This window comes from Gleimia europaea ACS-120-V-Col10b (genome assembly GCF_000411155.1).
Lineage (GTDB): Bacteria > Actinomycetota > Actinomycetes > Actinomycetales > Actinomycetaceae > Gleimia > Gleimia europaea_B.
Map to the genome: position 1 here is coordinate 165,619 of NZ_KE150266.1, position 25,026 is coordinate 190,644.

General features: G+C 56.5%; 23 protein-coding genes and 5 tRNA genes. 25 read left to right on the top strand and 3 right to left on the bottom strand.

The window, feature by feature from the left end; translation table 11 throughout:
- Positions 1–43: 43 nt before the first annotated feature.
- Positions 44–718, bottom strand: a complete 675-nt coding sequence (locus HMPREF9238_RS00750) for a response regulator transcription factor (protein WP_016443526.1) — start codon at positions 716–718, stop codon at positions 44–46.
- A complete protein-coding gene (locus tag HMPREF9238_RS00755; protein ID WP_016443527.1) occupies positions 715–1,395 on the bottom strand; it encodes a sensor histidine kinase in 681 nt (226 codons plus the stop codon). The genes HMPREF9238_RS00750 and HMPREF9238_RS00755 overlap by 4 nt, the downstream gene beginning before the upstream one ends.
- A 281-nt stretch (positions 1,396–1,676) precedes the next feature.
- On the opposite strand from HMPREF9238_RS00755, the gene HMPREF9238_RS00760 reads away from it, so the two are divergent.
- From HMPREF9238_RS00760 to HMPREF9238_RS00870, 23 genes are all read left to right on the top strand, one after another.
- Positions 1,677–1,749: transfer RNA gene (locus tag HMPREF9238_RS00760), tRNA-Gly, on the top strand.
- A 1-nt stretch (position 1,750) separates the two neighbouring features.
- Positions 1,751–1,825 (top strand) — tRNA-Val (locus HMPREF9238_RS00765).
- 84 nt (positions 1,826–1,909) lie between these two features.
- Positions 1,910–3,856 carry a heavy metal translocating P-type ATPase gene (locus HMPREF9238_RS00770; protein WP_016443528.1) on the top strand — a complete coding sequence of 649 codons (1,947 nt, stop codon included), beginning with the start codon at positions 1,910–1,912 and terminating at the stop codon, positions 3,854–3,856.
- A gap of 89 nt (positions 3,857–3,945) precedes the next feature.
- Positions 3,946–4,018, top strand: a tRNA-Gly gene (locus tag HMPREF9238_RS00775).
- 33 nt (positions 4,019–4,051) lie between these two features.
- Positions 4,052–4,122, top strand: a tRNA-Cys gene (locus HMPREF9238_RS00780).
- Position 4,123: 1 nt separating this feature from the next.
- A tRNA-Val gene (locus HMPREF9238_RS00785) sits at positions 4,124–4,198 on the top strand.
- Between the two features lie 92 nt (positions 4,199–4,290).
- Positions 4,291–5,340 carry a lipid II:glycine glycyltransferase FemX gene (locus HMPREF9238_RS00790; RefSeq protein ID WP_016443529.1) on the top strand — a complete coding sequence of 350 codons (1,050 nt, stop codon included), beginning with the start codon at positions 4,291–4,293 and terminating at the stop codon, positions 5,338–5,340.
- 81 nt (positions 5,341–5,421) lie between these two features.
- Complete coding sequence (gene thrS / locus HMPREF9238_RS00795) at positions 5,422–7,419, top strand: threonine--tRNA ligase (protein WP_016443530.1); 1,998 nt, start codon at positions 5,422–5,424, stop codon at positions 7,417–7,419.
- A complete protein-coding gene (locus tag HMPREF9238_RS00800; RefSeq protein WP_016443531.1) occupies positions 7,419–7,961 on the top strand; it encodes an HIT family protein in 543 nt (180 codons plus the stop codon). The genes thrS and HMPREF9238_RS00800 overlap by 1 nt, the downstream gene beginning before the upstream one ends.
- Positions 7,961–8,581 carry a phosphatidylinositol phosphate synthase gene (gene pgsA, locus HMPREF9238_RS00805; protein ID WP_016443532.1) on the top strand — a complete coding sequence of 207 codons (621 nt, stop codon included), beginning with the start codon at positions 7,961–7,963 and terminating at the stop codon, positions 8,579–8,581. Before HMPREF9238_RS00800 ends, pgsA begins: the two co-directional genes overlap by 1 nt.
- Complete coding sequence (locus HMPREF9238_RS00810; protein ID WP_016443533.1) at positions 8,578–9,468, top strand: phosphatidylinositol mannoside acyltransferase; 891 nt, start codon at positions 8,578–8,580, stop codon at positions 9,466–9,468. The genes pgsA and HMPREF9238_RS00810 overlap by 4 nt, the downstream gene beginning before the upstream one ends.
- Before the next feature lie 44 nt (positions 9,469–9,512).
- Entirely contained in the window at positions 9,513–10,640 is a 1,128-nt protein-coding gene (locus HMPREF9238_RS00815; protein WP_286127773.1) for a glycosyltransferase family 4 protein, read from the top strand.
- A gap of 2 nt (positions 10,641–10,642) precedes the next feature.
- Positions 10,643–11,149, top strand: a complete 507-nt coding sequence (locus HMPREF9238_RS00820; protein ID WP_016443535.1) for a hypothetical protein — start codon at positions 10,643–10,645, stop codon at positions 11,147–11,149.
- On the top strand, positions 11,142–11,681 hold the full coding sequence (locus tag HMPREF9238_RS00825) for an NUDIX hydrolase (RefSeq protein WP_016443536.1): 540 nt from the start codon (positions 11,142–11,144) through the stop codon (positions 11,679–11,681). The genes HMPREF9238_RS00820 and HMPREF9238_RS00825 overlap by 8 nt, the downstream gene beginning before the upstream one ends.
- Before the next feature lie 32 nt (positions 11,682–11,713).
- Positions 11,714–12,475 (top strand): YebC/PmpR family DNA-binding transcriptional regulator, encoded by a 762-nt coding sequence (locus HMPREF9238_RS00830; RefSeq protein WP_016443537.1) that lies wholly within the window; start codon positions 11,714–11,716, stop codon positions 12,473–12,475.
- Complete coding sequence (gene ruvC, locus HMPREF9238_RS00835; RefSeq protein WP_016443538.1) at positions 12,475–13,107, top strand: crossover junction endodeoxyribonuclease RuvC; 633 nt, start codon at positions 12,475–12,477, stop codon at positions 13,105–13,107. Before HMPREF9238_RS00830 ends, ruvC begins: the two co-directional genes overlap by 1 nt.
- Positions 13,108–13,133: 26 nt before the next feature.
- Entirely contained in the window at positions 13,134–13,724 is a 591-nt protein-coding gene (ruvA, locus tag HMPREF9238_RS00840) for a Holliday junction branch migration protein RuvA (RefSeq protein ID WP_016443539.1), read from the top strand.
- Positions 13,717–14,745: a Holliday junction branch migration DNA helicase RuvB gene (gene ruvB, locus HMPREF9238_RS00845; protein ID WP_016443540.1), complete on the top strand. Its 1,029-nt coding sequence runs from the start codon at positions 13,717–13,719 to the stop codon at positions 14,743–14,745. The genes ruvA and ruvB overlap by 8 nt, the downstream gene beginning before the upstream one ends.
- 119 nt (positions 14,746–14,864) lie before the next feature.
- The gene (locus HMPREF9238_RS00850) at positions 14,865–15,314 is read left to right on the top strand and encodes a preprotein translocase subunit YajC (protein ID WP_232217621.1); all 450 of its coding nucleotides are present in this window, start codon (positions 14,865–14,867) and stop codon (positions 15,312–15,314) included.
- Positions 15,315–15,351: 37 nt separating this feature from the next.
- Positions 15,352–17,274 carry a protein translocase subunit SecD gene (gene secD, locus HMPREF9238_RS00855; protein ID WP_016443542.1) on the top strand — a complete coding sequence of 641 codons (1,923 nt, stop codon included), beginning with the start codon at positions 15,352–15,354 and terminating at the stop codon, positions 17,272–17,274.
- Positions 17,275–17,276: 2 nt separating this feature from the next.
- Positions 17,277–18,374 carry a protein translocase subunit SecF gene (secF, locus tag HMPREF9238_RS00860; RefSeq protein ID WP_016443543.1) on the top strand — a complete coding sequence of 366 codons (1,098 nt, stop codon included), beginning with the start codon at positions 17,277–17,279 and terminating at the stop codon, positions 18,372–18,374.
- A 5-nt stretch (positions 18,375–18,379) separates the two neighbouring features.
- The gene (locus HMPREF9238_RS00865) at positions 18,380–18,922 is read left to right on the top strand and encodes an adenine phosphoribosyltransferase (RefSeq protein WP_016443544.1); all 543 of its coding nucleotides are present in this window, start codon (positions 18,380–18,382) and stop codon (positions 18,920–18,922) included.
- A 99-nt stretch (positions 18,923–19,021) separates the two neighbouring features.
- On the top strand, positions 19,022–21,376 hold the full coding sequence (locus tag HMPREF9238_RS00870; RefSeq protein WP_016443545.1) for a RelA/SpoT family protein: 2,355 nt from the start codon (positions 19,022–19,024) through the stop codon (positions 21,374–21,376).
- Positions 21,377–21,451: 75 nt separating this feature from the next.
- Here the strand turns inward: HMPREF9238_RS00870 and HMPREF9238_RS00875 are convergent, their stop codons facing one another.
- Positions 21,452–22,759: a DUF349 domain-containing protein gene (locus HMPREF9238_RS00875; protein WP_016443546.1), complete on the bottom strand. Its 1,308-nt coding sequence runs from the start codon at positions 22,757–22,759 to the stop codon at positions 21,452–21,454.
- Positions 22,760–22,943: 184 nt separating this feature from the next.
- On the opposite strand from HMPREF9238_RS00875, the gene HMPREF9238_RS00880 reads away from it, so the two are divergent.
- Together HMPREF9238_RS00880 and hisS are read left to right on the top strand one after the other, a co-directional pair.
- Positions 22,944–23,657 carry an MBL fold metallo-hydrolase gene (locus HMPREF9238_RS00880; RefSeq protein WP_016443547.1) on the top strand — a complete coding sequence of 238 codons (714 nt, stop codon included), beginning with the start codon at positions 22,944–22,946 and terminating at the stop codon, positions 23,655–23,657.
- Between the two features lie 27 nt (positions 23,658–23,684).
- A complete protein-coding gene (hisS, locus tag HMPREF9238_RS00885; protein WP_016443548.1) occupies positions 23,685–25,025 on the top strand; it encodes a histidine--tRNA ligase in 1,341 nt (446 codons plus the stop codon).
- Position 25,026 lies beyond the last annotated feature (1 nt).

Below are 25,026 nucleotides of genomic sequence, written 5' to 3' on the forward strand. Positions count from 1 at the left end.
GTAACACCTTCGCGCGCGGTGGTCACACTTGGTAACAGCTTTGTTACATATTGAGCGTGTAGCCGCGTCCGCGTACCGATTGGATAGTGGTTTCGGGCAGTCCCGTAGCTTCCAACTTCTTTCGCAACCGGTAAACCGTGGTTTTTACCATGTTGCGCCCACCCGCAGTGGCTGCGGTGTTCCACACTTCGTTAAGGAGGGTGCGCACAGGCACAACTTCACCCCGGTGATTAAGCAGGCATTGGAACAGTTTACGTTCGATTTCAGAGAGGTCTACCGCCGTCCCGTTTACGTATACCGCGTCCATTTTGATCATTATCGGCCCGACGTTGGTGACGGGCTCGGCCGGCGCGGGCGCGGTGCGGCGAACGATTGCCTTGGCACGAAGTATTAGTTCTTGGGGAGAAAATGGTTTCGCAATATAGTCGTCGGCTCCCGCCTCAAGGCCAGCAACGCGCTGCTCGGTGTCACCAAGCGCTGTGAGCATGATGATGGGCACATCCGAGTTGGCTCGAATCCGTTTGGCGAGGGTAGCCCCGGAAATATCGGGCAACATGAGATCAAGGATCACCAGGCTAACCGGCCGAGTTCGGAAGAGTTGCCATGCGCCGGCACCGTCGTGCGCGGTGATTGTGTCAAACCCGGCTGTTTCGAGGGCGAAGCTGACGATTTCTGTCATTTGCCTCTCGTCATCGACAACGAGTGCGAGGTGTTTCACTTGTGTCTCCTAGTCGGTTGCGTCGCCGTGCTCGGCAGCAGGACGTGGATGGACGTTCCGCGTCCCCACAGGCTGTCTACAAGCACTTCTCCGCCGTGAAGTGTAACAATTCTATTCACGATGGCCAGGCCAAGGCCGGCTCCTTGCCCAGCTGCAGTCTGCCCCTGCTGTCCCAGCTGTTGGAAAGGGACAAAGAGGGAGTCTCTGTCGGTGGGATTAATGCCCGAGCCGAGGTCACGAACCTCGATGCACCTGCAATTTGCGCTGGGGTAGGTGTGCACAAGGATTTGGCTGTCCGCCCCTGCGTGACGCACAGCGTTATTGATGAGGTTCCAAAGCACGTGTTTTATTAGGGCAGGATCGGCGGTGATGGGAAGCGGTTCGCCAGAGTCAGTCAGGAGGATCGGAAAGTCGTGGATTGCGCGCATCTCTCGGGCCGTGTCGCGAGCAAGTTCCCGTAGGTCAAAGTTTTCGAGGGCAAGGCGCCCCTCACCCGCATCGAGTTTGGCAAGTGTGAGGAAGTCTTCTGCGGTCGTGATGGCATGTTCGGCGTTGGCTTGGATGGTTTTGGTGAACTGTTTTTGCTCTTCGGTTAGGGGGCCGGCAGATTCGAGAAGCTCAGCCGCCCCTTTGATGAGAGAAAGGGGCGTGCGTATTTCATGGGACAGCACATCCATACTGGGAACAACTGTCGCGCCACAGTTTGGCTTTCTGTTCTTTCGGTGCTTGCGCCATGCAAACGGTATGAGAAGTGCCAATATGAGCGCAAGCAAGCCCAGAGAGCAGAGCCAAATGATTAAAGAGGGCGTAACTAAAATCACCGTTCCTATCTTTGCATTTGCGTGAGTATTACGCGCGTAATCCGCAGAATACAGGTGTTCGCGGTGAGGTGGAGCAGGTTTTGCCAAAAATTAGATTCTCCGTTAAGCTTGTCGATGTTCGTTAAACGGACACTTACGCGGATGTGGCTCAGTTGGTAGAGCATCACCTTGCCAAGGTGAGGGTCGCGGGTTCGAGTCCCGTCATCCGCTCGGGCGATTGGCGCAGCGGTAGCGCACTTCCTCGACACGGAAGGGGTCACTGGTTCGATCCCAGTATCGCCCACCACCTAAGCGGCCCTCGGGAGCCGCTTTATTGTTTAAAAATCAGCTGTCCGTACTGGGCACCCGAGGGGGTTAGGACAGCCTACGCATGCTAGAAACGCATATTTTCGTATATGACAATGTGGTTATGCGTTCTGTTATTAACTTCTTCAAATCGTACCCGCAGGTTGGGGCAACGCTCTTTGTTGGCGTGACTGCGGGTCTGCTTGAGCTCGCCGATGTGAGCTGGGTGCGCTGGTATGTATCCGCGTTCGCCCTGGTGATGGCCATGATCCTGGCGTGGGACATGGTGAAAGAGATTATGGGAGGCGCGTGGGGCGTCGATCTGCTGGCTATCACCGCGATTATTTCCACGGTTTTGGTGGGCGAGTATTGGGCTGCTTTGATTGTGTGTCTCATGCTGTCCGGCGGGGAAGCATTGGAAGACTTCGCGGGTAACCGGGCGAGGTCACAGTTGACCGGTCTGCTGGAGGGGGCGCCGACGGTCGCTCATGTTTTGGATGGCGACGGCGTGCCAAGGGACGTAGCGATCGAGGAAGTTGAGCTTGGCGCTCGCCTGCTGGTGCGTCCAGGTGAGGTAGTTCCTGTAGACGGCGTGTTGGAATCAGACTTTGCGCTGACCGAAGAGTCCTCGCTAACGGGTGAGCCACTTCCGGTGGAGCACCACAAGGGAGATAAACTGCTGTCCGGCGGCGTTAATGGCGCAGACGCGATAATCATGACTGCAACGGCGGTGGCCGCGCAGTCGCAGTACCAACAAATAATTGACCTGGTTCGACAGGCGCAGGACTCGCAAGCACCGGCAGTGCGCCTGGCGGATCGGGTGGCGGTACCGTTCACCGTGTTGGCGTTCATTATTGCGGGTGTTGCGTACTGGATTTCGGGTGACGTTGTTCGCATCGCCGAGGTTCTCGTGGTGGCAACGCCATGCCCACTGCTCATTGCAGCGCCGGTTGCATTCCTGGGCGGAATGAACCGCTCGGCAAAGGAAGGCATCATAATCAAAGACTCCGGCACGCTGGAGCGGCTTTCCAAGATCAACACGGTGGCGATGGATAAGACGGGTACACTTACGTTCGGAGACCCGCAACTATCACACATTTATGTTGCCGAGGGCGTGGATGGGGCGGAACTTTTTGCCATGGTTGCTGCCGTGGAAAGCTATTCCGCCCACGTTCTTGCTACCGCGATCGTTTCGGCTACTAACCAGTTGGAGATCGCGGTTCCACTAGCAAAAAACGTTACTGAAATAACCGGTAAGGGCGTTATCGGAGAAGTCTTGGGCCACAAGGTAGAAGTAGGTTCTGGCTCGTGGCTAAGTGACGGCACCAAGCACGTGGAGCTACATTCTGGGCAGATTCTGGTGCACGCGCGCGTTGACGGCAAGTGGGCTGGCGCGTTCAGCCTGGAAGACAAGGTGCGGCCCGATGCCGCTACCACCGTCGCAGCCTTCAAAGAGTTTGGCGTAGAGCACGTCATGATGATTACCGGTGACGGTGAAGAAACCGCGAAAACAATCGCCGAGATGGTTGGCATTGACGAAGTCCGTCACTCGCTATTTCCACAACAGAAGGTGGAGGTGGTGAAGTCGGCTAAACATCCGGTTGCCGCAGTGGGTGATGGGGTGAATGACGCTCCCGTTCTGGCTGTTGCGGACGTCGGTATTGCGATGGGAGCGCGCGGCTCGTCCGCCGCCTCTGAGTCTGCCGACGTGGTAGTGATGCTGGATGATATTTACCGCGCCGCCAGGTCCGTTACCATCGGCAAGCGCACCATGAGGGTCGCCATCCAAGCTATTGGCATTGGCGTGGGCCTTTCAGTCATCCTCATGCTTATCGGTGCAACCGGCATAATGCCCGCCGTAGTGGGCGCATTCATGCAAGAAATCATCGACCTAGCATGTATCTTTTGGGCGCTCCTGGCATCTCGTCCCGGTAAGGACGAAACACCTATCGACGAAGTGTTGAAGAGGTTTGATGAAGAAAAAGGCTCCACTAAGCTGAATTCTTTGCAGGCGTTAATAGTGGAGGCTTAGCGTGCCTGCGCTGATTTGTTCTGCTGGAATAAATCGCGTAAAGTATCGCATGCACCAAACAGCAATCAGCTAAATGGTGCGTCCGGTACGCGGATGTGGCTCAGTTGGTAGAGCATCACCTTGCCAAGGTGAGGGTCGCGGGTTCGAGTCCCGTCATCCGCTCTGTTGGGGCCAGGTCGCTGGTAATCCAACTTTGGTGGGTTGGCCGAGTGGTTAGGCAGCGGCCTGCAAAGCCGTATACACCGGTTCGAATCCGGTACCCACCTCGGGCGATTGGCGCAGTGGTAGCGCGCTTCCTTCACACGGAAGAGGTCACTGGTTCGAACCCAGTATCGCCCACCAGCACTTTTTCTTTTCCTCGCCCTGTTGCTACGGGCTATTCCAACCTGGTTTTACATGTAGCATTGTTAGAGCATTTCTAGACGGGGAGTTCCATGACTTTTGAGTTGATTCGCATCTCGGCGGAAGAAATGGCAGTTAAGGCAGCTGGCGTGAAGCCTCTTCCGGTTGAACAATCTGCCGCGTGGGATGCCTTTGAAACGCGGGTTGGCCGCAAAGTTTTTGGCCGCTATGAATTTGTGCGGGCCGGCCGCACTATCGCACTGATTTCCCTAACTGAACACGACATTCGCGGGGTTAAGTTCCTGTGGGCAAAGAAGGGCCCTGTTTGGTTGCGCTCGCAGTCGCCCGATAACGAGGCGGCTTTAAGGGAAGCGCTGGTGGCTGAGGTTAAGCGCCGCGACCCAAAGATTACTTTCGTTCGCCTGCATGCGAGGTATTCAGCTCCTGACCTGAAAGAGCTAATCAACACCATGTCCTATGACAGGACGGTCCTAATCGACACGTGTGGTGGCGATATGGATAAGATGCTTGCCGCGATGCCAAAAGATGGGCGCCGTTCGATGCGTCGCTCGTTTAAGCGCGCGCAGGAGGGAGAGGCGCAGGCCGTTGACCTTACCGATATTGATCGTGAGGCGTTCAATGAGGTGTACGCGGTAATAGCAGAGACAGCGAAGCGAAACGGTTTTTCGATTCACCCGATCAGCGTGTATTGGAACATGCTGGATGCCCTTCGTCCAAATAATGCGCGCCTGTACGGAGTGCGCTACCAGGGCGCCATCGTTGCGTGGGTCATGATCGTTATGAATGACGGTGAGGCCGCAGCATACTACGGTGCGCATTCGAACGCGGGGAGGGAAGTGCTGGCCAGCGAATATTTGGATTGCTGGACAGCCGTGCAGCTGGGTAAGGAGGGCATAGTCAGCCTTGACCTCATGGGCGTAGATTCAACTCGGTTCCCAGAACTGTACGAGCTGGGCATTTACAAACGGCGTTTCGCCGCTTCTGCCACGGAGGTTGATGGTGCCTGGGATCTTCCGGTTCAACCTGTTCTTTACGATGGGTTGCGCCTTGCGAAGCAGGGTAAACGGGCATACACGGGGGCGCGAGCATTGGGAGAAAAGCTCCTCAATAAAGTCAGATAGGTTGCTACCTTTTACATTGGAGCGTTTGTGCGCGGTACGATAACAACTAGTAAATAGTTGGGAATATTATTAGGAGTTCTCGTGGCCGAAATCAGGGCGCAAATTGATGGTGAAGAAGTCGTTTTTGAGGCGGGTACCACCGGTACGGAGTTCTTCAAAAATCAGCGCACGATTATCGCGATGCGAGTAAACGGTGAGGCAAAGGATCTGTACCTGGAAATTCCTGCGGGAGCCACCGTCGAAGGCATTGACATTGGCTCTGAGGAAGGCTTGGCGATATTGCGACACTCGTGCACGCACGTTATGGCGCAGGCAGTGCAGGACATTAATCCGCAGGTGAACCTGGGGATCGGCCCGCCCGTTAAGGACGGCTTTTACTACGATTTCGGCAACGTTGATCCGTTCACGCCCGAGGATCTTAAAGAGATCGAAAAGCGGATGAAGCGCATCGTGAAGGAGGGCCAGGTTTTCCGCCGTCGCGTGGTTTCGCCAGAAGAGGCCGAGGCTGAGCTTGCCGACCAGCCGTTCAAGTTGCACCTCATTTCCTCCAAGGGCAATACGGATGCTGAGGGTGCCTCGGTTGAGGTTGGGGGCAGCGAGCTGACGATGTACGACAACCGTAATCGTAAAGACGAGACGGTCTGGACTGACCTGTGCCGCGGCCCACACATTCCGAACACGAAGCTAATCGGCAACGGTTTTAAGCTAATGAAGACCTCTGCGGCCTACTGGCTGGGCAACCAGGCAAACGACCAATTGCAGCGCATTTACGGCACCGCTTGGCCCTCGAAGGAAGAACTGACCGCCTACATCACCCGGTTAGAGGAAGCCGAGAGGCGCGACCACCGCAAGCTGGGTAACGAACTTGACCTGTTCTCGTTCCCCGACGAGGTCGGTTCAGGCCTTGCCGTATTCCACCCCAAGGGCGGTATTGTCCGCATGGAGATGGAAGAGTATTCGCGCAGGCGCCACATCGAGGCGGGCTACGATTTCGTGTACACGCCCCACATCACCAAGGGTGCGCTGTTTGAGAAGTCAGGCCACCTCAGCTGGTACAAGGACGGCATGTACCCGCCAATGCACCTGGATGAGGTTGTTGATGAGGATACCGGCAAGGTTGTGAAGGAGGGGCAGGATTACTACCTGAAGCCGATGAACTGCCCGATGCACAACCTGATTTTTGCGTCGAAGGGACGCTCTTACCGCGATCTGCCGCTACGCCTGTTCGAGTTCGGCACGGTTTACCGTTACGAGAAATCAGGTGTGGTGCATGGCCTCGCACGCGGGCGCGGATTTACCCAGGATGATGCGCACATTTACTGCACGCGCGAGCAGATGAAGGATGAGCTCACCAGCCTTCTTGAGTTCGTGTTGGATCTACTTCGTGATTACGGCCTTGATGATTTCTACTTGGAGCTGTCCACGAAGGATCCGGAAAAGTTTGTGGGCGATGACGAGACATGGGAAGAGGCAACCCGCACGCTCGAAGAAGTGGCTACGGCTTCCGGCTTGGACCTAGTTCCGGATCCGGGCGGCGCAGCATTCTACGGCCCGAAGATTTCGGTGCAGGCCAAGGATGCGATTGGGCGCACCTGGCAGATGTCCACGATCCAGTTGGACTTCAACCTACCTGAGCGCTTCGAGCTGGAGTACACGGCTGCCGATGGAACGCGTAAGCGTCCGGTGATGATTCACCGCGCTCTGTTTGGCTCCATTGAGCGTTTCTTCGCGGTGCTCACTGAACATTATGCGGGGGCTTTCCCCGCATGGCTCGCACCCGTCCAGGTGCGGGCAATTCCGGTTGCTGACGTTTTCACTGATTACCTGGAAGACGTAGCGGGCAAGCTTCGCGCCCAAGGCGTTCGCGTTGAGGTTGACAAGTCGGATGACCGTTTTGGGAAGAAGATCCGGAACGCGTCGAAAGACAAGATTCCTTTCACCCTGATTGCGGGCGGCGAGGACGTAGAAGCGGGCGCGGTATCGTTCCGCTTCCGGGATGGTTCACAAGACAATAACGTACCCGTTGACGAGGCGGTAGCGCGCATCGTCACAGCGATTAAGGAACGGCGAAATAACTGATGGAGGCAGAAAGCTCACTTCAGTTCGCAGGGGTCCCGGACGCATTTCAGCGTCTGTGGACGCCGCACCGCATGGCGTATGTGGAGGGTGAAGAAAAGCCAGCCACTCAGAGCAGTTCAGACTGCCCGTTTTGCCGCGCGCCTTCGCTCAGTGACGAAGAGGGGCTGATTGTTCATCGAGGAGAGCATGCGTTTGTCCTCATGAATCTATTTCCGTATAACTCCGGACACGTACTGGTGTGCCCCTACAGGCACATTTCACTGTATCCCGACATCAGCGTGGACGAGCGCAATGAGATTGCGGCGCTAACCGTTCGTGCGATGGAGGTGCTTACAACCGCGGTGGGGGCACAGGGCTTCAACCTGGGAATGAACCAGGGTGAGGTGGCAGGAGCTGGCATTGCGGCACACTTGCATCAGCACGTTGTCCCTCGCTATAAGGGGGATGCTAACTTCCTTCCCGTCATTGGGCAGACCAAGGCTGTGCCGCAGTTGATTGAGGATGCCCGGCAGGTTCTGGTTAAAAATTGGGAGCGTGTGTAGTGCTCGGAAATCACGGTAGGGGACTGGAAGAGCAGGTTTTCAATGCGCCGGCAAAGGCCCTTGCTCGTCTCGGGGTGACGCCCAACCAGGTGACGGTGGTGGGTACCGTGTTGTCCATCGTTGCCGCTGTGGGGCTGTTGGGTACGGGCAAGTGGGTTATCGGGCCGATCGTGTTGGCTTTTATCCTCTTCGCTGACTCTCTTGATGGGACGTTGGCCCGGCTTACCGATAGCTCTTCCACGTTTGGCGCCTTCCTTGATTCCACTCTTGATCGGCTCAGTGACGGCGCCGTGTTTGGCTCCCTCACTTTCGCAATCGCCGCACAGTACGCGCCGTCCGCAGTGCGAACTTGGGCGTTCATTGCCGGCCTCATTTCGATGATTGCTGCACTGACGGTTTCCTACGCGCGTGCGCGCGCCGAGGCCGTGGGAGCGCAAGCAAAGGGAGGAATCGCTGAGCGTACCGATCGCTTAATAATTGGGCTTGTCGGGGCGTTCCTCGTCGGTCTTGGCCTGCCGCTGTGGGTGATGGCTCTAGCCCTCACCTGGGTTGCTTTCGCCTCACTCTTTACGGTTGGGCAACGCATCTTCGCTGCCAAAAGAGAGTTGAGCGGCAAGTGAGCCAAGGCCTTGTTACAACTTTTAAAACTCTTGGATATGTGAATCCGGCGGTGGCGGCAAACCTTGGTCGAGGTTGCGGCGCAGTGGCCTCTATGTTCAATACGCAGTCGAAGCGGCAACTGATCGCTAACCATCAGCGTTTGAGTTCCAAGCCGCTGGATAGTGCGCATGTTCGCAAGGCGTTTGCATCTTATTTTGAAATGTTTGCGCAGGCATCCTCGCTACCCAGGTGGAGTAAGGCGCGAATAACGCAAAGCGTCTCCATGGAAGAACACTTCCAGCGGGTCGTTTCACAAGAGAGCGGGCCGATTGTTGTGGCGATGACCCATTCGGGTAACTGGGACTTGGCCGCAGCGTTCGCGTCGTTTCATCTTGCCCCGGTTGTGACGGTTGCAGAAGTTGTGGAACCGCCAGAACTTTTTGACTACTTTGTGCAAACCCGCGAAGCGTTTGGAATGAAAGTGTTGCCGGCCAAGAGGGGAGTGTTTGCGCAACTGCGCGAATACGTGCGGGATAAGCACGTGATGGTTCCTCTGCTTGCAGACCGGGACATTTCCGGTCGCGGTGTTGAAGTAGACTTTGGCGGCCACCCGGCGCTGGTTGCGGCTGGTCCGGCTGCGCTTGCCAGTCAGCTTGATGCTCCTTTGTTTGCTCTGCATATGAGTCGCGTGCCTGGACGTGAGGTAACTTACCAAATGCAAAGCAGACAGGTTGAGGTTACCGGAGACGTGCAGGCTGATACGCAACGCTGGGTAGATGCGATTGTGCCGCTCATTAGAGCGAATCTGGCCGACTGGCATATGATGCAGCCTCTGTTTGTAGATGATTTAGATCCCGCGCGCCTCGCCCGCGCTAGGGAGCGTGCCAAAAGGGAGGACACGCAGTGAAAATCGGGATTGTTTGCCCGTACTCGTTTGATTCACCAGGTGGCGTGCAATATCACGTGCGCGATCTTGCCACCGAGCTTATTCGCCGAGGTCATGCCGTGAGTGTGCTCGCTCCCGTTGAAAAAGCGGAGGTACCAAATTTTGTGTGCAAAGTGTCTGGATCATACTCCGTTCCTTACAACGGTTCAGTGGCCCAGTTGTCCCTGAGCCCTAAAGCGGTGAGTGAAACTAAAGCATGGTTGGAGGAAGGCAATTTTGACGTGGTGCATATCCACGAGCCTCTCGCTCCCTCTATTTCTTTGATCGCGCTGGCGAGTTCTAAGAGTCCTATCGTTGCCACGTTCCACACCTCAATGGTGAAATCAAGATCCTTGAAACTAGCTGTCCCGATTTTGCGGCCTCTGTTGGATCGTATTGGCGGGCGAATCGCGGTGTCTAACGAAGCACGCAGAACGCTCATTGAACACCAGGGTGGTGACGCGGTTATTATTCCGAACGGTGTTTACCGCGAGCCGATTGCGACTGCTCCCGATATTGAAAAGTGGAAGGGAACACCGGAGCGCCCCACCCTGTTTTGGATTGGTCGCATAGATGAACCGCGCAAGGGGTTGCACGTGCTTGCCGGCGCAATGGAAGAGGTGGTGGCCCGCCATCCAAACGTTCGTTTCATTATTGCTGGGCGCGGTGATGATACGCCGGTTCGTGAACTGATGGAGAAATACCCGGACAACGTTGATTTTGCTGGCGATGTGGATCCGCAGACTCGCAACTCGCTATACCATGGCGCGACGGCATACATCGCGCCGCAGACCGGTGGAGAGTCGTTTGGCATCGTGCTGGTTGAAGCGATGTCGGCTGGGACGCTGGTCATCGCCTCCGATATTGAGGCCTTCCGCTTGGTACTAAATGGGGGAGCGTTGGGACGCCTATTCACGTCGGCTGATTCTGCGGATTTGGCGCGGGTTATTAACGACGTCCTATCGCATCCGCAAGAGGCGGCCCAACTGGCAGCCACGGGACACGAGGCTGCAAAAATGTACGATTGGGGCGTGGTGACAGACAAGATCCTCGCCGTATATTCCACCGTGGTTGGCACTGCTTCCGTTCAGGTGGAGAACACGGATACGCTGATCGATTCGTTGCGCCAGTATTTTTCTAACCGGAAGGAGTAGCGGTGAGCGGGAAAACCTTGGTTGTCGTGCTCATACTGCTAGTGCTGGCCGGATTGTGGCTGGTGTTGCGAGCCCGGCGTGTAGACCGATTACATCGGCAGGTGGAGCAGGCCCGCGTGGCTCTGTTCAAACATTTACGGGCGCGCCGAGAAATCCTTACCAGCGCCTTGAATGATGGTTCTTTTGGTGCACAATCCCCGGGCGAACAGCTAGAGCAGTTGCTTGCAAGCGAGGCTCCAGGACAGGACGGACATACGGCGGCCAGCGAATCTGAAATTTCCGCCTGGCTCGTGCAGTCCTGGGATCTGATTGTGCGCCAAGCTCCGCAGGTTGCCGAGCAACTGCGCACTAATGGTTTCGAGTTGCGGGCAGCGAGGCGTTTTTACAACCAGCAGGTTGCCCAGGTAGTGCGGCTACGTTCGCAACCGGACGTCACGGTGTTCCACCTTGCCGGGCGCGCCCAGATGCCCGAACCGTTCGACTTTGACGACGAGGCCCCTCTTGCTTGAAAAAGAGTATGAATGGCCGATTGGTGCAGACGGATTGCCCACTCGCGATGCGGCGCGCGTAATTTTGATCGACGAGGCAGAGCGCGTACTGCTGGTGCGCGGCCATGACGCAAATGATTCGGATCACTCTTGGTGGTTCACGGTGGGTGGCGGCTTAGAAGCGGGGGAGAGCCACCGTGAGGCAGCGGTGCGCGAGTGCCTTGAGGAGACGGGCATTAGGTTGAATACGGCTGAGCTGGAGGGTCCGGTGATTTGTCGAGACGCGAAAATGTTCTTCGCTGACCGCACCCGTAGGCAAATCGAGCAGTTTTTCATAGCGCGTGTGGACGCGGTGAAGCTTGACTATTCGCGCTGGAGCAACGACGAACGTAGGTTGTTGGATGAAATGCGCTGGTTCGAAGTGGAAGAGCTTTTGGAATTGCGTGAAGAAGCAAGTATTTTTCCGCGCCAACTACCCGACTTGCTGGTGAAATGGCGAGATAACGAAGGCACGCAATCTTGCGTTAAAATCGATGAGTACAATGAAACGTGATAAAGCAGTAAAACAGTTTTGGGAGGTTCTTCATGTCAGGGCATTCAAAGTGGGCAACTACCAAGCACAAGAAGGCTGCAATTGACGCCAAGCGCGGCAAGCTTTTTGCCCGTCTTGTAAAGAACATTGAGGTAGCGGCGCGCACGGGCGGCGGCGATCCGGACGCTAACCCCACTCTTTACGATGCCATTCAGAAGGCAAAGAAGAACTCGGTTCCCAACGACAACATTGAGCGGGCACGCAAGCGCGGCTCGGGTGAAGAAAGCGGCGGCGCCGACTGGGAAACTATCATGTATGAGGGTTACGGCCCGAACGGCGTCGCGGTTCTAGTTGAGTGCCTGACTGACAACCGCAACCGCGCCGCGTCGGATGTGCGCGTTGCTTTCACGCGTTCGGGTGGGTCGCTTGCGGATCCTGGTTCGGTTTCGTACCTGTTTGCTCGCAAAGGCATCGTGGAGGTGCCGAGCCAGGGTGACACGGATGAAGACTCTATCCTCCTGGCCGTACTTGATGCCGGTGCTGAAGAGGTAGAGGCCCAGGGCGACGAGTTCCACATCCTGTGCCAGCCAAATGACTTGGTGGCTGTTCGTACCGCTTTGCAGGAGGAGGGCATCGACTACAACTCGGCTGAAGTTGGTTTCGTGCCGTCCACCAAGGTGGAGTTGGAAGCTGACGGCGTGCGCAAGATCATGAACATGATTGATGCTTTGGAAGAATCTGATGACGTGCAGGAGATCTACACGAACTTCACGGCTTCCGACGAAGTGCTGAAGGAATTCCAAGAGGAAGAGTAGTGCGAGTACTCGGTATTGATCCGGGTTTGACCCGTTGCGGCATCGGCGTTGTTGACGTCGATGCCGCGCGTCGTACCAGCCTCGTTCACGTTGACGTGGCTCGTAGCGCGCCGGCACTGGCAACGCATTTTCGCCTTGCAAAGATTGGGGATGAAATCGACCTCGCAATCAAAACTTACAAGCCGGAGGTTATGGCGATCGAGCGCGTTTTTGCCCAGGATAACCTCCAATCGGTGACCACAACTATGCAGGTGATGGGAGTGGCGATGCTGTGCGCGGGCAGGGCGGGGCTACCTTTGGCAATTCACACGCCGTCAGAGGTGAAGGCTGCGGTTACGGGTTCGGGTACGGCGGGCAAGGCGCAGGTGCAGCACATGGTTGCGCGTGTACTCGGTTTGCAGAAGGTGCCTAAGCCAGCCGATGCTGCGGATGCGCTCGCAATCGCAATCTGCCACGCGTGGCGAGGTACAGGCTTGCAGGGCGCTGGTCAGGACGGCGACATTAATGTGTCTTTGTCAGGTGGCGTGTCTGCTCGCGGCAAGATGACGGCGGCCCAGCAGCAGTGGGCAAATGCGATTGCTACAACGCGCCGTAAAGGGGCGGTTGATCCGCGTGTCCGGGGTAAGCGTTAGGGTTGTTGCAGGAATAAAGGAGCACAATGATCTCTTCGCTAAGTGGGCAGGTGTCGTCGATTGGCCCCGATTTTGCCGTGATTAAGGCGGGTTCTTTCGGCATGCGCGTTTACATGCCCGCAAGATCGCTACTTGAGATGCGTTCCGGCGCGGAAGTGGATGTTTACACAAACCTGGTGGTGCGCGAAGATTCGCTAACTCTGTTTGGGTTTTTACTCGCGGACGAGTCTGAGGCATTTGACATTTTGCAAGGGGTTTCGGGCATCGGTCCGAAAACCGCACTGGCGGCACTAAACGTGTACACGCCAGACGAGTTACGCGCCGCGTTGGCGGCGGCGGATGAGAAGATGTTGCAGAAGATTCCCGGCATTGGCAAGAAGTCCGCGCAACGCATGATTTTGGAGATCGGTGACAAGCTGGGCCCAGCGAAGGGGTTAACCCTAGAACCACAGCCGGTGGCTGATGAGGTTGCCGATGAGGTCATTGCCGCGCTTCAAAGTTTGGGTTGGCAAAAACAGCAGGCCCAGGCCGCTGTTGATCAGTTCGCGGGTAGCGGTCTGAATGCTTCGGACATGTTGCGCGCCGCACTGGTAAACCTGGGAGGCAACCGTGGATGACAATACTGACCGCATAGTGGGGGCCGACGCGGGCGATATTGAGCGCGCCGCGGAAGCCGCATTGCGTCCCAAGCAACTTGAAGACTTCATTGGCCAGCAAACGGTTCGTGCTCAGCTTGACCTCGTGTTGTCTGCTGCCCATCACCGCAACACGACTCCCGATCACATTTTGCTGGCGGGCCCTCCGGGCCTGGGCAAAACCACACTGGCAATGATTGTGGCAAACGAGATGAACTCTTCGCTTCGCCTCACGTCAGGCCCAGCCATTCAGCATGCGGGAGATCTCGCCTCGATCCTGTCGGGATTGCAAGAAGGCGACATCTTGTTCATTGACGAGATTCATCGTCTTGCCCGCACTGCGGAAGAAATGCTCTATCTAGCGATGGAAGATTTCCGCGTTGACATCATTGTGGGTAAGGGGCCGGGGGCCACGTCGATTCCGTTAACGCTCCCACCGTTCACGGTGGTGGGAGCGACCACCAGGTCGGGCTTGCTTCCTGCGCCGCTACGTGACCGTTTCGGGTTCACCGCACACCTGGAGTACTACGAGGCCGAAGAACTTGAACTCGTGGTAAAACGCTCCGCGAACCTACTCGGCGCGCGGTTAGATGAGCGGGCGGGAGCAGAGATCGCACGTCGTTCTCGGGGAACGCCGCGTATTGCAAATAGGTTGCTGCGCCGCGTCTTGGACTATTCGCAGGTGCACGGGGACGGGCATATTGATCTTCAATCCACGAGGGCAGCCCTGGAACTGTTTGAAGTAGATCCGCAGGGATTAGACAGGCTGGACCGCGCGGTACTGGAGGCGCTGGTGCGCAGATTTGGAGGCGGACCGGTTGGGCTTGCCACCCTGGCGGTGACGGTTGGCGAGGAGCCAGAAACGGTTGAAACCGTAGCTGAACCCTACTTGGTGCGCGAAGGTTTCATGATCCGCACGCCTAGAGGCAGAGCCGCAACCGCCCAGGCGTGGAACCATATGGGCCTTACTCCGCCGGAACCGGGCACCCTGTTCGACAGCTAAAAGCGTGAATGTGACCAAACGCGAACTTTCTTTAGGACTAAGGAAGGTGCATTTGGTTCGTAATAACAATAGAATCACGTAGGATACAAACGATATTTAGGAGTCGACCCTTGGAATTGATGATCATCCTGCTTGTCATGCTCGGTGTGATGATGTTTATGTCTTCACGCGGCAGAAAGAAGCAGCAGGAACAGCTTGAGAAGATGCACAATGAAATTGGCATTGGCTCTTGGGTGCGTACTGCTTCTGGGTATTACGGCATCGTTTCAGATATTGATGGGGACGTCTACATTCTGCAGTCGCCGAGTGGTGACGAAACCTACTGGGATCGTCGCGCTATCGCGACGGCGGCAGAGCCTCCATTCGAGTCCACTCTTGCTGGCGATGATGAAGACGTCGACGAAGTAGGCGAAATCACCGCGCAGACTGAAGAAGAGGAAGTAGCACAGCCCGGTATCGAGGCGGCGCCAGAAACCCCGGTTCAGGAAGCAGACAGCGACGCAGAGGACGCTGAGGATATTTGGGATGACTCGTTCACCAAGTCGGATAAGCCTCGCGAAGAAAACTAAGTGCCGGTTCGGCGCAAGATAATAACAAGGAACCAAAGTGGCTAAGAAAGCGAGAAGACCCGGGCGCAAGTTGATGAGCCTTGGGATCCTCATTGTAATTGGATTAATAACGCTTGGAATTGGGACTGCCCGTGGCAGTGCGAGTATGGTGCCCGGTCTGGCTCTCGATTTGCAGGGTGGTACGCAGCTTATTTTGACGCCTACCCCACAAGAGGGTGAGGACATTAAGGACGTCACCGTAGCTCCGGAGGATCTGGAGCAGGCCATCGAGATCATCCGCAAGCGTATTGACGCATCCGGTGTTGCCGAGGCTGAGATTACGAGTCAGGCGGGGCGCAATATCGTTGTAGCCCTGCCGGGTGAACCCAGCGAGGAAACTCTTAATCTTGTGCGCTCATCTGCAGTCATGAGGTTCCGCCCCGTACTCGCTGCAGGTGACCCCGCAGTTGTTGATCCGGAAAGATACAAAAAGGCTGACTCTGGGGAGGGCACGGAGCAGAAAGTGACGGATCCGAGCGCGGAGCCTACTGAAGGTGAAGCCGATGAACAACAGCCTGAACCTACCGAGGCGGAGGGCCCGGATCTGTCGCAGCTGACACCGGAAGAGCTGGCTAAGACTCTCGCAGACACCAACAAGGATGGCGAGATCTCTAACAAGCCGGTTGCTGAGCCCAAGGATAACTCGGATCCAAACTGGGTAACTGAGGAGCTCCTCTACACGTTCTTGACCACGGATTGTAAGGCTCCTGAGCAGCGCGCGAAGGGTTCGGTTGATGACCCGGCTCAGCCACTGGTCGCCTGTGACACAGAGGGCAACGAGAAGTACATTCTTGGCCCGGTCGATCTTGAAGGCATTCACCTGACGTCCGCCACGGCGGGTATGAACCGGAACCAGCAAGGGCAGGCCACCGGTAAGTGGATTGTTTCGCTCCAGTTCGATAAGGAAGGCACTGACATCTTCGCGGATGTGTCTAAGCGCCTTGTAGATTTGCAGTCCGTTGATCCCACGCGTAACCGCTTCGCGGTGGTGTTGGATGGTAACGTGATTTCTGCCCCGCGCATGAACAATGTTATTCCAAATGGTTCAGCGCTCATTGAGGGTAACTTCTCCGCTGATTCGGCTCGCGCTTTGGCTAACCAGCTCCAGTTCGGTTCGCTTCCGCTTAACTTCACGGTTGAGTCGGAGCAGCGCATTTCTGCAACGCTTGGTGCGGATCACCTGCGTACGGGCCTCATGACCGGCATTATCGGCCTCGTGCTCGTTCTGCTGTACTTGATTTGGCAGTACCGTGGTTTGGCACTACTTGCGGGCGGTTCTCTAATCACTGCGGGCGTTACCGTTTACACGCTCATCACGCTCCTTTCGTGGCTGATGGGATACCGGCTTTCCCTTGCTGGCGTGGCGGGCCTGATTGTGTCAGTTGGTATTACTGCGGACTCGTTCATCGTCTACTTTGAACGCATACGCGATGAGGTTCGTAGTGGTCGTCCACTCGTTTCTGCGGTGAGTGAGGGCTGGGATCGTGCAAAGCGCACTATTATCGTCTCTGACCTTGTGAACCTACTGGCAGCTGCGGTGCTTTATTTCCTGGCAGTCGGTGGCGTACAAGGCTTCGCGTTCACGCTGGGCCTAACCACCCTTGTTGACCTTGCAATCATTCTGTGGTTCACCCACCCGCTCATGGAACTGCTGGTTCGCACCGAATTCTTCGGCGGTGGCCACAAGCTCTCCGGTCTTGATCCGGAGCACCTGGGCGCTAGATCCGCTGCGATTTACGCGGGTCGAGGCCGCGTTCGCGGTGCGCAGAGGAATCTCAAGAACTCAACCACCGTTAATCAGCCAGAGCGTAAATCGCTTGCGCAGCAGCGCCGCGAGGCTGAAGAAGCGGCAAAGATGGAAGCCGAGGCGGTAGCCGTTGACACCGCCGGGGATGCCTCCACTGACGAGGAGGGGAAGTAACAATGAGTATGGCTTCATGGGGTAACGCCCTGTACGCGGGAGAAAAATCCTACCCGCTCATTAAGCACCGCAAGGTTTGGTTCACCACGGGTGCAGTGGTGATCTTGATTTCAATCCTTCTCATCACGGTTCGCGGACTCAACCCGTCGATCGAGTTCCGTGGCGGATCCCAGTTTGCCCTCGCGCACGTGCAGACCACGGAGCAGCAACTCGCTTACGATGTGATGAACGAAAACGGCGTTGGTGAAGGGGTCAAGGTTTCCCAGTTGGGCACCGACGGCTTGCGTGTGCAAAGCCAGGACATCGGCGCTGACAAGACCGCAACGGTGAGAGCCGCACTGGCCGAGGCCTACGGTATTTCGGAAGGTGACGTAGACGTAACCAACATTGGCCCGTCGTGGGGGGCGGACGTGACTAAGAAGGCGTTGCAGTCCCTCGTTATCTTCCTCGTATTAGTTGGCGCCATGATGGCGTTCTATTTCCGCTCCTGGACGATGTCGCTAGCGGCCCTTTGGGCGTTGCTTCACGACGTGTTCTTAACGGTGGGCTTCTTCAGCCTGATCCAGGTGGAAGTTTCGCCGGCTACGGTAATCGGTTTCCTCACGATTCTCGCGTACTCGCTGTATGACACCGTGGTTGTGTTTGACCGCGTGCGCGAACTTACTCGCAACGTTACAAAGCAGTCGCGCTACACGTTCGGCGAGCTTGTCAACCTTGCGGTTAACCAGACGCTTGTGCGTTCCATTAACACTTCGATCATCGCGCTCCTGCCAGTAGGGTCGATTCTTTTCCTCGGTTCCTTCCTGCTGGGCGCGGGTACTTTGACCGACATTTCGCTCGCCCTGTTTGTAGGTATGACGGTGGGTACCTTTAGCTCCGTGTTCATTGCGCCCGCCGTCCTCGTAATGCTAGAAAACAAGCGGGCGGGAATCGGTGGCCACACCAAGAGCATTCTGGAAGCTCGCGGGCAGAAAACGGTGAAGGTCGGGGCTGACGCTACGGATAATGATTCGACATTCAAGACCGTACAAACATCGAAACTGAACCCCGGTCACCACCTGGGTCAGGCCGCACAGCCAAAGCGGAAGAAGAGGAAGTAAGGGCGATGAGTAAAGATCTACTGCGGAGCCGGATTGAGCCGCTTATCAAGGACAATCTGCGCGAGATTCCTGACTTCCCGGATCCGGGGGTGTTGTTTCGCGACATTACGCCACTACTGGCTAATGGGGAGGCTTTCAAAGCCCTAATTGATGCGCTCGCAGATCACTATCGTGGCCGCGTAGATGCTATTGCAGGCTTGGAGTCGCGAGGCTTCATCCTGGCTGCCCCGCTTGCAACCGCTCTGGGTGTCGGCATGATCACCGTGCGTAAAGCTGGAAAGCTTCCCGGCCCGGTGATTGGTGTTAACTACACGCTCGAATATGGAGAGGCCCGCATGGAGTTGCGGCCTGATTCCGTGAAGGCTGGCAGTCGCGTTCTCATCATTGATGACGTGTTGGCAACCGGAGGAACTTCCGCCGCCGCCGTGGAACTGATCAAGCAGTGCGGCGCTGAGGTAGTTGAAGTGAACGTTCTGCTCGAGCTTGCAGAGCTTGGGGGCCGCGCGAAGCTTGCGGGGATCCCCGTTGAGGCCGGCGTGATCTTCTAGCTCACTCACGCTACGAACTAACCACTGGATGCTCGTCCCGAAAGGGGCGAGCATCCAGTATTATCAAATATCATTTTGTGTTTGAGATAACATGAGGGAATGACGTCGAATACTGGTAACACCGACAGCGCCAATCCGGTAAGCGGTTCGCGCGTGCGCTCCAGCCTCCTGTGGTTTGGGTCGCGCAGACGGTCAACCGCGCCCGAGATTGAGCCTCTTATCCGCGCTGTAAAGGCTTATCATCCAAAGGCCGAAACCGATGTCATTGAACGCGCCTACGTCACTGCGAAAAAATACCACGAAGGGCAGATGCGCAAGTCCGGCGAGCCCTACATCACGCACCCGGTTGCGGTTGCAACTATCCTTGCCGAGATTGGTATGACGCCTCCAACTCTCGTGGCTGCCCTGCTTCACGACACGGTGGAAGACACCGAGTACACGCTGGAACAGCTCAGCGCAGATTTTGGTCAGGACATAGCGCTCCTTGTTGATGGCGTGACGAAGCTCGACAAAGTGAAGTACGGGGCAGCGGCGCAATCCGAGACGCTACGCAAAATGATCGTGGCGATGTCTAAAGACATCCGTACGCTCCTGATAAAACTGGGGGACCGTCTGCATAACGCGCGCACTTGGCAGTATGTGCCGCGCGAGTCAGCCCAACGCAAGGCCCGCGAAACGCTGGAAATATACGCCCCGCTGGCACACCGCCTGGGCATGAACACGATCAAGTGGGAGCTTGAAGAGCTTTCGTTTAGAACACTCTACCCAGAGATTTACCAAGAAATTGACCGGCTAGTCACCGAGCGAGCTCCCGAACGTGACAAGTATTTGCGTGAAGTGGTTTTGACGATCGAGGACGATCTTCGTGAAAACGGTGTCCGCGGAACGGTTTCGGGCCGGCCAAAGAACCACTATTCGATTTATCAGAAGATGATTGTGCGCGGCAAAGCGTTCGACGATATTTATGACCTCGTGGGCGTGCGGGTACTCGTTGAGTCGGTGCGGGACTGCTACGCGGTTATTGGTGCTATTCACGCGCGCTGGCAGCCCATGCCAGGACGTTTCAAAGACTACATTGCGACGCCAAAGTTCAACCTGTACCAGTCTCTGCACACCACCGTCATGGGGCCGGGTGGGCGTCCGGTTGAAATCCAGGTGCGTACCTACGAGATGCACGATCGGGCTGAGTACGGCGTTGCCGCGCACTGGCGGTACAAGCAGGATCCGAATGCATCACAGGCCGCGAGCGCTGATTCGGACCGGATGAAGCCGGAAGAGCAGATGAACTGGCTACGTGGCCTCATCCAAATGGAACGCGAAACCGGTGATCCGGAGGAGTTCTTGGATTCGCTCCGCTACGAAATTGCCGGCGATGAGGTGTATGTGTTCACCCCCAAGGGAGAGGTTCAGGTACTCCCTGCGGGCGCAACGCCGGTTGATTTTGCCTACGCAGTGCACACCGAAGTGGGGCACACAACTGTAGGCGCACGCGTAAACGGCAAGCTATCCAGCCTCGATTCAAAACTGGAGAGTGGTGACATCGTTGAGGTATTCACCTCGAAAGCGCCGAACGCGGGTCCGAGCAGAGACTGGCTAAACTTTGTGGCGTCTTCCCGGGCGCGCTCGAAGATTAAAGCATGGTTTTCAAAGGAACGCCGGGAAGAGGCGATTGAGGCCGGTAAGGAAAAGCTGGCTCGCACCATGCGTAAGCAACACCTACCCTTGCAACGCCTCATGAACCACGACACGATTGTGGGAATAGCGGCTTCTATGGGCTATCCAGACATCGGTTCGCTCTACGCTGCGATTGGGGAGGGGGGTATTTCCGCCCAGAGCGTGATGCAAAAGATCATGCAGTCCCTCGGTGGCGATTTCGGAACCGAAGAAACCCTCTCCGAGGGAGTCACGCCGGGAGCGCACCAAAACAGGTGGGATCCAACCACGGCCGGGTCGGACGTCCTCGTTGAAGGTATGGGCGGCGGTGACGTGTGGGTCAAGATTGCCAAGTGTTGTACTCCGGTGCCCGGCGACCCAATCATTGGGTTCATAACGCGCGGGCAAGGCGTGTCCGTACACTCCCCGGATTGCGCTAACGCGGCCGCCCTGCAGCGTAACCATCCGGAACGGTTTGTGAATGTCGAATGGAGCACAAACGCATCCTCGAACTATCTGGTGAAGATCCAGATTAAGGCCCTGGACCGGGCCCGGTTGCTGGGCGACCTAACCCAGGTGCTTTCGGATTACCAGGTGAACATTCTTTCGGGCAACATGTCTACTTCGCCGGATCGAGTAGCAACGGTGCGGTTCACTGTGGAAATGGCAGAGCCTTCGCACATCAATGCCACGCTGAATGGTTTGCGCCGGGTGGACGGCGTGTTCGAGGCCTTGCGCGTGCATGGGGGAAACTCGACAAAGGCGAAGAATAAGAAGAAGCAGAAGCAGCCGCGCCCGTAGCGGAACTGACTAATTAGACAAGAAGAGGAGGGGAGAGCGGCTGCTCTCCCCTCCAAAAGTCTGGTCTAGCCGGGCTTAGTCGACGGAACCTTGAATCTGCTCTTGCCAAGCACGCTTCGTTGCCAGCGCGTCACGGATCGAAGCAACCTTCTTTTCATTGCCGTCAGCTTCAGCTTTTGCGAGGTCTGCCTCCAGCTCGGCAATGGAATCTGCGAGCTGACCTAGCATGCCTTCCGCACGAGCCTTCGTCTCTGGATCGGTGCGGCGCCACTGCTCTTCCTCCGCGTCACGAACCGCTTTCTCAACGGCGCGCATGCGACTTTCCACACGGTTCATATCGGCGCGCGGAACGTGACCGGCTTCTTCCCAGCGATCTTGGATGTCACGGAGTTTTTTAATGGTGGCCTCAAGACTGTCAATGGGAAGTAGCGCCTCGGCCTCTTCCAGGAGGGCTTCCTTTACCTTGAGGTTCTCGCGGTATGCCGAATCAACGGCTTCCGAGTTGGCGCGCCGGGCATCGAAGAACACCTGCTGTGCCTCGCGGAAACGCTTCCACAGGGCGTCATCTTCCTTGCGGGAGGCGCGGCCGGCGGCCTTCCACCGATCCATCAGATCGCGGTAAGCAGCGGAAGTGCGGCCCCAGTCAGTTGAGTTCTGTAGCGCAGTGGCCTCCTCAATGAGAGCCTCTTTTACGCGCTTAACTTCAGCTTGGCGCGAGTCGAGTGCCGAGAAGAACTGACGGCGGTGGCGATCAAAACGCGTGCGGGCAGAAGAAAAACGCTTCCACAGGGCGTCCTCATCCGCGCGGTCAAGACGCGGCCCCTTACGCTGCAAGGCTTTCCACTCGTCTAAGAGGTCACGCAAACGCTGACCGGAGTTCTTCCACTGGGTTCTCTCTGGATCCTGCGCGGCAATGGATTCGGCTTCTACAACAACGGCCTCCCGATCAGCGAGGGCTTCTTCCTTCCGTTCCTTTGCCGCATCGTGGAGCTTTGCTACGCGTGCACGCAGTGCGTCAAGGTTACCCACCGCAGCGGGTTCCTTGATTTCCTCGTCTAGTGACTTGAGCGTTTGCTCAATCTCCCTTGCGGCAAGGGTGGGAAGGCGCATCTCAAAAAGATTCACCTTCGCTGCAAGGTCTTCAAACCGTCGAGTGTACAAAGCGAGGGGCTTGTCAGGAACACCATCTGGATAGGAACCAACTTGGCGTTCGCCACCATTTTCCTTAACCCAAACGTTGCCTTCATCATCCACCCGGCCAAAAGCGGCAGGGTCTTCGTTCGAAGAAGCAGGCACAACCACCTTGGGAACTTTAGTTTCTTCGGTTGCTGAAATCTCTGGATCGCCAGCCTTAGCGCTAATAGGTTCTTTTTGATCGCTCACGATATTCCTAACGAGGACGGGGTTGGCATACGCCTGACCGTTCGACAATGTGCACAGCGGATGTTTCCGCACTGCTCATACTACGTCGATTTAGTGTGATTTAACACTTTTGACCAACATTCATCAGCTTGGTGAGCTAACGCGGTTGCGGTGAGGTTACGCGGTTTCCGCTAAAGTGTGACCTATGAAGATAGAACGGATCGAATCTGTAGCGCTGGGGGAGAACTGCTACGTCGTGGCGCCACAACAGGCTACAGACGCGCTCGTAGTGGATCCCGGAGTAGGAACAAGCGAACCCGTGAAAGCGTTTTTAGAGGGCGCAGGTTTAACTGCTCGGGCGGTGTTGTTAACCCACGGGCATTTTGACCACGTTTGGGAATGTGCCCGGTTCGACGTCCCGGTTTACGTGCCGGGCCCGGACATGTATCGGATGGAAGATCCGCTCTCGCACTCGATTGGTTTCGGAAACTTCGGCATTTGGAACAAGCCTGCGGATTTGCGGGAAGTTCCCAGCCAAGTGTTCCAGCCGATTGAGGGGCTTAACATGCTGATGCTTCCCGCACCCGGGCATACGGAAGGTTCCGCCCTTTTCTTGGTGGAAATTCCGGCGGGAGAGATTTTTGAGACCAACGCTTCCCTACCTTCAGTTCGTACTGGGTTGGGGCCATTGCAGATGTCGCAGCCGCTGGCGTTTGTGGGCGATGTAATTTTTGCCGGTTCGGTTGGACGTACCGACCTGCCGGGCGGAGACGAGACCCAAATGCGTCACTCGCTGCGAACCCTGGCGAATGCTTTGGACCCTGATACTTGGATGCTGCCCGGCCATGGCCCCGCAACGAACTGGCGCAACGAGCAGGCCACAAACCCTTACGTTAAGCGCGCAAAAGAGCTCGGTTAATACTTATTTAGAACTAGGAAGAAAACAATGCCAGCACGCACCTCACTGTCCGGTTTCCCCGAATGGCTTCCCGCCGAACGGATTGTGGAACAGCACATTCTTGATCAACTACGTGAGACCTTTGAGCTCCACGGTTTTGCCTCTATTGAAACCCGCGCTGTTGAGACTTTGGATGACCTGCTTCGCAAGGGAGAAACCTCAAAAGAGGTCTACCTGCTTGAGCGCCTGCAAGACCAGTTGCAAGAGCGCTCTGATTCCAAGAAGGAACGCACCCTGGGCCTGCACTTTGACCTCACGGTGCCGTTTGCCCGCTACGTCCTCGACAATGCTGGTGAACTTCAGTTTCCGTTCCGCCGCTACCAGATCCAAAAAGTGTGGCGCGGAGAACGCCCCCAAGACGGGCGTTTTCGCGAGTTCACGCAGGCTGATATCGACATCGTGGGCAACGGTACGCTTGCGTTCCACCACGAGGTGGAAATTCCCCTGGTGATTTTGGAGGCGTTTTCTAAGCTCCCGATACCGCCGGTTACGGTTTTGGTGAATAACCGCAAGATCGTGCAGGGCTTTTGCGAAGGAATCGGCGTGGAGAATGTTGAGCAGGCGCTTCGTTCTATAGACAAGTTGGACAAGATTGGGCCTGAGGGAGTACGCGCGGAAATGGAAGAGTTTGACTTTCAAGCCGAGCAGATTGATCAGCTTTTGAAGCTTGCGCAAATTTCTGGCGATGATCAAAGCGTGCTGAATGAGGTTCGCGCTCTCGGCGTGTCTAATGAGCTTCTTGAAGAAGGCCTCGAAGAACTCGGAGCACTACTAGCGGCCGGAGAAAAGCGGGCGCCGCACCGTTTGCGTGCCGAACTGAAGATTACGCGCGGCCTGGACTATTACACGGGTACGGTTTATGAAACCGAGCTGGAGGGGCACAAGGATCTTGGCTCCATCTGCTCGGGAGGACGCTACGATTCGCTCGCCTCCGATGGGAAGCGCTCCTATCCGGGTGTGGGCATCTCAATCGGCGTTTCGCGCCTAGTTTCGCGTATCTTGGCCGAGGGGCTTGCCACAGCATCGCGCTCGGTGCCAACGGCTGTTCTCGTGGCCGTGATGAATGAGGAATCGCGCGAGGCATCGCAAGACGTTGCCGCAACGCTTAGAGCACGCGGCATAGCAACCGAGGTTTCGCCCAACTCGCAGAAGTTTGGAAAGCAAATCCGATACGCGGACAGGCGTGGTATTCCGTTCGTGTGGTTTATCGGCGAGGACGGGGCGCACGAGGTAAAAGATATTCGCTCGGGCGAGCAGCAAAGCGCTGATCCACAGACGTGGAGGCCACCGGCTGAGGATCTGAAGCCCACCGTAAAACTGGGGGAGTAGC

Excerpts from the sequence above, each read along its gene's own strand:
- HMPREF9238_RS00755 (WP_016443527.1), bottom strand. The coding sequence starts at position 1,395 with ATGGATGTGCTGTCCCATGAAATACGCACGCCCCTTTCTCTCATCAAA.
- HMPREF9238_RS00770 (WP_016443528.1), top strand. The coding sequence starts at position 1,910 with ATGCTAGAAACGCATATTTTCGTATATGACAATGTGGTTATGCGTTCT.
- HMPREF9238_RS00790 (WP_016443529.1), top strand. The coding sequence starts at position 4,291 with ATGACTTTTGAGTTGATTCGCATCTCGGCGGAAGAAATGGCAGTTAAG.
- HMPREF9238_RS00800 (WP_016443531.1), top strand. The coding sequence starts at position 7,419 with ATGGAGGCAGAAAGCTCACTTCAGTTCGCAGGGGTCCCGGACGCATTT.
- HMPREF9238_RS00830 (WP_016443537.1), top strand. The coding sequence starts at position 11,714 with ATGTCAGGGCATTCAAAGTGGGCAACTACCAAGCACAAGAAGGCTGCA.
- ruvA (WP_016443539.1), top strand. The coding sequence starts at position 13,134 with ATGATCTCTTCGCTAAGTGGGCAGGTGTCGTCGATTGGCCCCGATTTT.
- HMPREF9238_RS00850 (WP_232217621.1), top strand. The coding sequence starts at position 14,865 with ATGATCATCCTGCTTGTCATGCTCGGTGTGATGATGTTTATGTCTTCA.
- secF (WP_016443543.1), top strand. The coding sequence starts at position 17,277 with ATGAGTATGGCTTCATGGGGTAACGCCCTGTACGCGGGAGAAAAATCC.
- HMPREF9238_RS00865 (WP_016443544.1), top strand. The coding sequence starts at position 18,380 with ATGAGTAAAGATCTACTGCGGAGCCGGATTGAGCCGCTTATCAAGGAC.
- HMPREF9238_RS00870 (WP_016443545.1), top strand. The coding sequence starts at position 19,022 with ATGACGTCGAATACTGGTAACACCGACAGCGCCAATCCGGTAAGCGGT.
- HMPREF9238_RS00880 (WP_016443547.1), top strand. The coding sequence starts at position 22,944 with ATGAAGATAGAACGGATCGAATCTGTAGCGCTGGGGGAGAACTGCTAC.
- hisS (WP_016443548.1), top strand. The coding sequence starts at position 23,685 with ATGCCAGCACGCACCTCACTGTCCGGTTTCCCCGAATGGCTTCCCGCC.